Consider the following 7,944-nt stretch of genomic DNA (forward strand, 5'->3'; position numbering starts at 1 on the left):
CCACGCGGCCTCCGCCGCACGCGGCCACGGCCCGTCGCCCGGACCGTCCGCCGCCCGCGCCGCGTCCAGCGCGGTACGGGCACTGTCCGCGTCCGGGTGCACCCGGGTCAGCACCAGTAACTCCACCGCCCGCTCCGGGTCGGCCGGGTCCCGGCCGTACGCCGCCGCCACGTGCAGCACCAGCGCCGACTGCGTCCAGAGCACCACCGCCAGCTCGGCCAACGGCGCGAACAGCCCGGCCACCGCCGCCGTCGCCCCACCCACCCCGGCCCACCTGACGAACCGCCGGGTGGCCAGCCGGGCCAGCCCGTCCGGACCGGCATCCGGGTACGCCTCGCGCAGCCCGCGCGCCCACTCCCGGGCCTGCGGCCCGATCCCCTCGACGGCCGCCAGGGCCAGCAACTCCGGCGCGAACCCCGGATGGGCCAGCAGCCGGGTCCGGATCACCGCCAGATCCAGGCGTCCCGCTGCCGCGCCGTCCGGGCCCGCCGCCGTTACGGCGGGGGCGCTGGTGGCGGCGGTCGGGGTGCCGACGGGGTCCGGGCCCTCAGGTGGACGCTGCGTGGTGGTCGGGGTGTGTTCCGTGGCGGGAACCGTGGTCGGTTCGGGAGTGGTTTCCGTGGCGGGGGTGGTGGTCGGTTCGGGGGTGGGTTCCGCTGGCGTCTTGTTCGAGGGCGCCTTCTTCGGTGGGGTCGCCCGCGTGCGGGGCGCAGACCGGCGGGGGGCCGGGGTGGTCGACGCCGTCGTCGCCTTTCGCGCGGTCCGCTTCCGGGAAGGGGTGCCCGGTTCTGGTGCCGTGCCCTGCGCCGTCGGTTCTGTGCCCGGTGCCGTCGTTGCCGTGTCCTGCGCCGTCGGCGCGGCCGCTGCCGTCGGTGTGTCCGTTTCCATGGGAGCGGCCGTGACTGCCTGCGACGGACCGGCCGTTTCCGGCGGTGTGTCTGATTCCGGGGGAAGGAGTGTTGTTGCTGCCGGGGGGGGTGGTTCCGGTGGTGCGGTCGCGGTGGGGATGGCGGCCTCGTCGGGTGCCAGTTGTCCGGGGGGTGAGTCGGTGGTGCCGGCGACCGCGCCCGTCGCCCGTTTGCGGGGGGTACGCCGCGCGGCCGGCGTCCGCGCGGTGGTGGGCTGTGCTGGTGCTGGTGCTGGTGCTGGTGCGGGTGCTGGTGCTGGTGCGGTGGCGGGCGTCGCCGTGCTGGCGTCGGGTGCCGGTGCGTCGTCCGTGCCGGACGGTGTTGGTGCCGTCGGCGGGTCATCCGACGCGCCGGACGGTGAGGCTGCCGGCCGACCCGCGGCCGGACGGCGAGGTCGGGTGACAGCCGCCGGTGGTGGTACGGGTGACTCGGCGGCAGGGGGTTGGAACAGTACAGCCGGCGCCGCCTTCGTCGGGCGGGTCCGCTTCGGCCGGGGCGTCGCGTCATCGTCGGAGGGCTGCGGCTGCCGGGGCGGTGCGGGCGGCGGCGTGAAGGTCGCCTCCGGCGAGCGGCGACGTGCCCGGTCGCTGGCGGGGCGGCGGGGCGGGTCGCTCGGCGGCTGCTCCTGCATGGAACAGGAGCGTAGCCGCGAACGTGACCTCGCACACGCGGGAATACGCCGCGTGGGGCGATGCGGCGGCGCCCCCGGCGCGGCCCCCACCAGGGATTGCCGCCCGTCGGGATAGTCGCTTTGCCCAGGGTGGGGGCGGACCTGTATCCTCGTCCGCGGTGGTCCGCAGGGTCACCGAGGAGACTTCGCCTAGTCTGGTCTATGGCGCCGCACTGCTAATGCGGTTGGGGTCTTAAAGCCCCTCCCGGGTTCGAATCCCGGAGTCTCCGCGCAAAACCGGTTGTGTAGACTGGTCGAGCACCGGGCGCCCGTAGCTCAATGGATAGAGCATCTGACTACGGATCAGAAGGTTAGGGGTTCGAGTCCCTTCGGGCGCACAAGATCATAAAGGGTCTGACCTGCCGATACGGCGGTCAGACCCTTTCTGCTGTCTGGCCTGTGTGGACGGTGGGTGTCACGTGGGTGCGATGTGTGCAGCCCCGGAAGCGGCCTTCTCGTGGGTTCGCTGGGACGTGACCTGCGGCTTTGCGGCCTGCTCGCGCTTCGGCCGGTTTGGAGCACCTGTTTTCGGTTTCGTCGGCGCCGTGTGCCGGCTTTGGGGCTGCGGTGGGGGCGGTTCTTGCGGGCGCTGGCTTTGATCTTCCGGCGGGTGCGGCGGGCGGCGTCGAGGACCAGTTGGGCGGTGGCGTCGGCGCAGCGGCGGTGGGTCTGCGGCAGGACGCTGGTGTAGGTGTCGGCCGTGATCACGATGCTGGAGTGCCCGAGGAGGTCCTGCAGGGTCTTCCGGTCGGCGCCGGCCTCGTGGGCGAGCGACGCGGCGCCGTGATGTCCGGGCGTGGCCCAGTCTCCGCGGCGGTGCTGCTCGTGAGCCAGGTCCGGCGGCTGATCCGGGGCGACGCGCCGTTACGGTCAAAGATTGCCGCGGCTTTCCTGCTCGCGTTCGATGGCCTCGAACAGGGCCTTGAAGTTGCCCTTCCCGAAGCCTGCCGAGCCGTGCCGCTCGATCAGCTCGAAGAACACCGTCGGGCGGTCCTGGACCGGCTTGGTGAAGATCTGCAGCAGGTAGCCGTCCTCGTCCCGGTCGACCAGGATCCGGCGCCGGCGCAGATCCTCGATCGGAACCCGGACGTCGCCGACGCGCGCGCGAAGCTCCGCGTCGTAGTACGAGTCGGGGGTGTCGAGAAACTCGACGCCGGCCGCCGTCATCGCGTCGACGCTCGCGACGATGTCGGGCGTCACCAGCGCCACGTGCTGGACCCCGGGCCCGCCGTAGAACTGCAGGTACTCGTCGATCTGCGAGCGCTCGCGGGACACGGCCGGCTCGTTGAGCGGGAACTTCACCCGGCGCGTACCGTCGGCGACGACCTTGCTCATCAGCGCCGAGTACTCGGTGGCGATGTCGTCGGCGACGAACTCGGCCATGTTGGTGAAGCCCATGACGCAGCGGTACAACTCGACCCACTCGTCCATCGCGCCGAGCTCCACGTTGCCGACCACGTGGTCGACGGCCAGGAAGAACTCGCCGGCGGCCGGTGCCTTCGGCGGCGCGCACGCGACGAAGCCCGGCAGGAACGGTCCGGTGTACCGGGAACGGTCGATCAAGGTGTGTCGGGTGTCGCCGTATGCGGCGATCGTGGCCGTGCGCACCGTACCGTGCTCGTCGGTGAGGTCGTGTGGCTCGGCGATCGCCGTGGCACCCCGTTGCGTGGCGTACCAGAAGGCGGTGTCCACGTCCGTCACCTCGATCGCGACGTCCTGGATGCCGTCGCCGTGCTTCGCTTGGTGAGCCGCCCCGTCTGCCTCGGCGTGCACCGCGCCGGCGAGGACGAACCGGGCCGTTCCGCTGACCATCACGTATTCGGCGTAGTCACGGTACCCCTGATGCGGGCCGCGCATCGCGACGCAAGTCATGCCGAACGCGGTGCGGTAGTAGTGGGCCGCCTGTACCGCGTTGCCGACGACGAACCGGAGGTGGTCGAGGCCCTCGACCGGGAAGGGATCGTCAGCGGCGCGCTCGACGACGCCGATGAGGTCGGCGACCGTACGATCGGCGGCGGCGACCGCCGGCGTGGCTTCCGGCTTTGTTGCGGCCGGGGCCTCCAGCGTTGTCGCGGCTGGCGGGGCCTGCGTCACCGTCACGGCCGTCGCGGCCTCCGGCGCTCCCGAGGCATGAGCCTGGGCTCGGGCTCGGCTCGCGAGCCACAGGCGGTGGCCGAACAGTGCCGCGTAAGCGGCCAGGACGACGCTCAGCACGGCGATCGACGTGCCGCCGGCCCCGCGCCGGGCGGCGTCGAGGACCATGCCCAGCATCGCCGCCGCGACGATGAGCGACACGTGGTTGGACGCCCAGAACACGACCGGCGTCATCCGGCGCGGGTCGAGATCGCGCATGGCGCCGCCGCGCAGCTGCACGGCGAGCCACCAGGACAGCGGCGCGGTCACCGTCATCAGCGCCCAGACCAGCCACGGAACCCAGCCGGCCAGCGCGAAGGCGGTCAGGGCCAGGTAAGCGACGGGCTGCGCGCCGACGATCACGGTCACCGCGCGGCGGTAGCCGAGGATCACCGGCAAGGTGCGCTTGCCGACCAGTTCGTCGGACTGCCGGTCGCCGAGGTTCATCACCATCATCCGGGCCGCCTGCAGCAGCGCGGTCGGGGCCAGCACGGCCAGCAGGAGCGTTGGTACCCGCCCGGTCTGCAGCACCACCGCAACCGCGGGCCACAGGCCGTTGAGGATCGCAGCGACCGTGAACTCCCCCGCCGCGCGGTAGTTAAGCCGCAGTGGCGGCGCCGTGTAGAACCAGGCCAGCACGACGGCACCGGTCGCGAGCAGTCGCGTGGGCCAGGTCGGCATGACCGCCACCATCACGATCGACGCGCTCAGCAGCACGAACGCGGTGCCGAGCGCCACCAGCGGTGGCACGAGCCCGTCGACCAAGGCTCGGCTGCCGCCGGTCCAAGGCGTGAAGTAGACGTTCGCCCGGTCGGCCTCTAGGTCGAAGTACTCGTTGCAGTAGTGGGTGGTGACGTGGACGGTCCAGGCGAACACCTGGGCGAGCAAGTACCACTTCACGTCTATCGCATGCCCCTGGTGCACCGCCACGGCCACCCCGAGGCCGACCGGCAGGACGTTGTACAGCAGGAAGCGCAGGCGGGCCAGGCGCACGAAGCCGCGCACGTTGACGCGCGGAGCGATAAATCCGGTCGATGCGGTGGTCAGGCGGTTTCCCGGTGCAACACTCATCGGGACCATCTCTTCGTAGGCGGACGGTTGTCTGGACCGTACGCCACCGTCGAGGGCCAGCACTATCGGCGACATCAATGTTTTACATTTAGCATTATCGGGATGATTGCGTTAATCCAAATGACGCTGATTAATTTGTTGACCTGCGACGCGGCTCTGCCGGTCGTGTGCCGACGTCCTACCGGCTGGCCGGGATCCCCAGGGCGATTGCGTAGTCGGGTAGCAGTGCCTTGAGCTGGGAGCCTCCGAGGTCGGTGGCGTCTGCGAAGGACTGCGCACCGCCGGCACGCCGAGCACCCCGCCAGGCGGGCGTCGACGAGGGCCGGCAATGGCCAGTTCGGAGGTCATCCGACCAGTCGGTCATCGCCGCACCGTCATCGGCGCCCCGGGCGGAGTGGCCGTCGCCGACCGGCCCGGAACAGGGCGGGCCGGCGACGGCGGCCGATCAGAAGTCGCTGTCGGTGTCGTTCCGGCCCCCGCTGGGGATGTCGTCGATGGTCTTCGACGAACCCCCGACGTCCCGCCTCGGCAGGCCGCCCAGCATTCGGGCGAGCTGCTCGTCGGCCAGTTCCACGCCGCCTGCCGGAATCGTGTCGATCCGTACGGTCTTGCGCCTCATGTCGTACCCCTGTTCACCCTGAGGGAGCGCCCGGCTGCTCGGCCGGACGAACGCCAGTGTGTGGCCGCCGGGAACCGCCTGGGACCAGGGATCTCCCTGGTTCGGGACCCCAGTCTTGGCTGGCCGGGTGTCCACCGGACGCGCGGCCGGGCCGGCGCTGGAGCGATCGTCGCCGGGGTCCGACTCACGACGGGGGTCGAGCCGAGGTGTAGGCCGGCAGCGGCAGGGGCTCGTCGCGCAGGAACGCGCGGAGCAGCGCGTCGTACGCCTCCCGCTGGCCGGAGGTGATGTCGTGTCCCGTGTGCGGCAGGTAGACCAGGGTCGCCTGCGGCAACGTGCGCCGGTATTCGTACGTTTCCTCCCACGGGACGAAGTCGCACTCGCCGCGCATGATCAGCGCCGGCACCCGGGCCTGCCGGAGCGCGGGCCGCGGATCGGGGATGCGGGCGAAGTCCTTGACCGTCAGTTGGTTGACGTAGAAGCCCTGGTGGTTGTCGTGCACCTCGGCGGGTGCCGAACCGGGGCAGCGGGCGGTGTCCTTGCCGAGCACGGCGACGGCGTGCATCAGCGCGTCCGCCTCGTCGTCGCCGACGAGCGCGTGCGCCGCGTTCGGGTTGACGCCCTGCAGGACCGCCTGGGCGACGACCCGGGGCGAGGCGAACAGGTCGTCGCGCTGCCGACGCTGCTCGGCGGTCATCCGGGCCCAGGGGTCGCCGCCTCCGCCGTCCGGGTAGGCGCCCGCCCAGATCGGTCCGGGCGAGGTGAACACGACCCGGGCGACGTGCTGCGGGTGGGCCGCGAGATACTGCGCCGCGAGCGACCCGCCCCACGACTGCCCGACGAGAACGACGCGCTCGGCGCGCAGCTCGACACGGATCGCGTCGAGGTCGGCGACCTGCCGGGCGACGGTGTAGCCGGTGACGTCGGCGAGCCGGGTGGACCGGCCGGCGCCGAGCTGGTCGTAGGCGTAGACCTCGAAGCCGTCGGCAGCGAGCAGGGCACCGACGGCGGACACCCCCTCCCCCGGGGTGCCGGGGCCGCCGTGCAGGAAGAGCACGGGCGTCGGGCGGGGCGTGCCGGAGGCGGCGGCGTGGACGTACGCGATCCGTGATCCGGTGGGCAGGTCCCAGAACCGGACGCCGGCGGGCGGGGGCGGGGCGGCCGGGTGCGGGCCGGGCCGGAACACGGTCACGGCGGCGAGCCCGGCGACGGCGACGGTGACGGCGGCGGCCAGCGCCGTCGCGGCGCGGCTCCGGCGTCGTACGCCGAGCAGCGCGAACGCGGGCCGGGAGAGGAGCTGGGCGACGGTGCCCAGCAACACGAGCCCCACCGCGCACAGCAGCGGTATCCAGGCGGTGACGAGCGCGGTGGCGACGAAGCCCGCGCCGCCCACGGTCACGGCGGTGGCCACGGCGACCGGCAGCAGCAGGACGCCGATGCTCCGGCGAACAAGGGAACGAACCATGAAGATCATGCTGGCCGGCGCCTGGCGCAGGCGCGTCGTGCCACAGGACGGCTTCCGCGCCCCCCACCCCCGTCTCGCGGCGGGGTCCCGACCGGCCGGGCGGCCCGTACCATCGGGGTATGCGACGCTGGGCCCCTGACCTGGGCGACACCTGGGCTCCCGGCGCCGTGGCGGTGTCGCAGGCGCTGTGGTGGCTCGCCGCCCGGCCGGACCCGCGGCTGGCGCCCGGCGTCTGCGCCGTCGCCGTCGTCGCCGTGGTCGCGCTGCTCTACCGCCAGCGGGTGCCCGGCCCGGCGCTGGCCGGTGCCGCCCTGGCCACCGCGCTGGCCGCCCCCGTCGTCGGGGCCGCCCCGGCCGGCCCGGCCGCGGTGCTGCTGACGGCGTACGCGCTGGTGGTGCACCGCACGGCGGCGGTCTCGGCGGCCGGCGTCGCGGCCGTGGTGGCTGGGTTCGCCGTGACGGCGGCGGCCTCCGGCGCGTCGGCGCGGGCCACCGTCGCGACCGCGCGCGTGCTCGGGGCCGTGGCCGCCGGGGTGTGGGCGGTCGGGCGGTTCCGCCGTCGGGTCCGCGCCGACCGGGCCTCGGCCGAGACCTTCCGGGCGGCCGTGGACGGTTTCGCGCCGCTCGCGGTCGCGCAGGAACGCCGGCGGCTCTCGACCGAGCTGCACGACGTGGCCGGTCACCGGCTGACCGCGATCCTCGTGTCCGCCGGTGCGGCGCTGCGCCTCGCCGACCCGGTGCTGCGGGAGCGGGCGATCGAACACGCGATCGGCGCCGGGCAGGCGGCGGTCGACGACCTGGACCGGGTGGTGGCGTCGGCGGGGCGGGACGACGAGGTCGGCATCGAGGCGGTCGACCAGCTGGTGGCGGGCCACCCGTGGGTGCACTACGAGCGCACCGCGCGGGTCGTCCCGCCGGCGGTCGCGGCCCTGGCGCACCTGATCGTCCGCGAGGCGCTGACCAACCTCATGCGGTACGCGCAGGGCGCGGCGGCGACGGTGCGGATCACCGCCGAACCCGGCGGGTGCACCGTGACGGTGCTCGACGGGGGTGGCAGCCGCGCGGCCGGCGACGTGGG

General features: G+C 73.3%; 5 protein-coding genes, 2 tRNA genes and 3 pseudogenes. 4 read left to right on the forward strand and 6 right to left on the reverse strand.

The genetic code is table 11. The features are described 5' to 3' along the window. A pseudogene (locus tag ACOJTC_RS32415) lies at positions 1-447 on the reverse strand (hypothetical protein); the annotation flags it as partial. A 677-nt stretch (positions 448-1,124) separates the two neighbouring features. Here ACOJTC_RS32415 and ACOJTC_RS32420 point away from each other — a divergent pair. From ACOJTC_RS32420 to ACOJTC_RS32430, 3 genes are all read left to right on the forward strand, one after another. Further along, positions 1,125-1,310 (forward strand): hypothetical protein, encoded by a 186-nt coding sequence (locus ACOJTC_RS32420; protein WP_420119736.1) that lies wholly within the window; start codon positions 1,125-1,127, stop codon positions 1,308-1,310. A 407-nt stretch (positions 1,311-1,717) separates the two neighbouring features. Beyond that, positions 1,718-1,808 (forward strand) — tRNA-Ser (locus tag ACOJTC_RS32425). A gap of 35 nt (positions 1,809-1,843) precedes the next feature. After that, positions 1,844-1,916, forward strand: a tRNA-Arg gene (locus ACOJTC_RS32430). Here the strand turns inward: ACOJTC_RS32430 and ACOJTC_RS32435 are convergent. From ACOJTC_RS32435 to ACOJTC_RS32455, 5 genes and pseudogenes are all read right to left on the reverse strand, one after another. Continuing rightward, a pseudogene (locus ACOJTC_RS32435) lies at positions 1,882-2,364 on the reverse strand (site-specific integrase); the annotation flags it as partial. The gene ACOJTC_RS32430 and the pseudogene ACOJTC_RS32435 sit on opposite strands and share 35 nt — an antisense overlap. An 84-nt stretch (positions 2,365-2,448) precedes the next feature. Next, entirely contained in the window at positions 2,449-3,642 is a 1,194-nt protein-coding gene (gene hppD, locus ACOJTC_RS32440) for a 4-hydroxyphenylpyruvate dioxygenase (RefSeq protein WP_420119739.1), read from the reverse strand. Between the two features lie 315 nt (positions 3,643-3,957). After that, positions 3,958-4,857, reverse strand: a pseudogene (locus ACOJTC_RS32445) (prenyltransferase); the annotation flags it as partial. 370 nt (positions 4,858-5,227) lie between these two features. After that, a complete protein-coding gene (locus tag ACOJTC_RS32450; RefSeq protein ID WP_204925396.1) occupies positions 5,228-5,401 on the reverse strand; it encodes a putative ATP-grasp target RiPP in 174 nt (57 codons plus the stop codon). Positions 5,402-5,585: 184 nt separating this feature from the next. Beyond that, on the reverse strand, positions 5,586-6,866 hold the full coding sequence (locus ACOJTC_RS32455) for an alpha/beta fold hydrolase (protein ID WP_420119737.1): 1,281 nt from the start codon (positions 6,864-6,866) through the stop codon (positions 5,586-5,588). Between the two features lie 119 nt (positions 6,867-6,985). Between ACOJTC_RS32455 and ACOJTC_RS32460 the strand changes: the two genes are divergently transcribed. Beyond that, positions 6,986-7,944, forward strand: a 959-nt coding sequence (locus ACOJTC_RS32460) for a sensor histidine kinase (protein WP_420119738.1), incomplete at its 3' end; no start/stop codon positions are given.

This window comes from Micromonospora sp. (assembly GCF_048594385.1).
Lineage (GTDB): Bacteria > Actinomycetota > Actinomycetes > Mycobacteriales > Micromonosporaceae > Micromonospora > Micromonospora wenchangensis.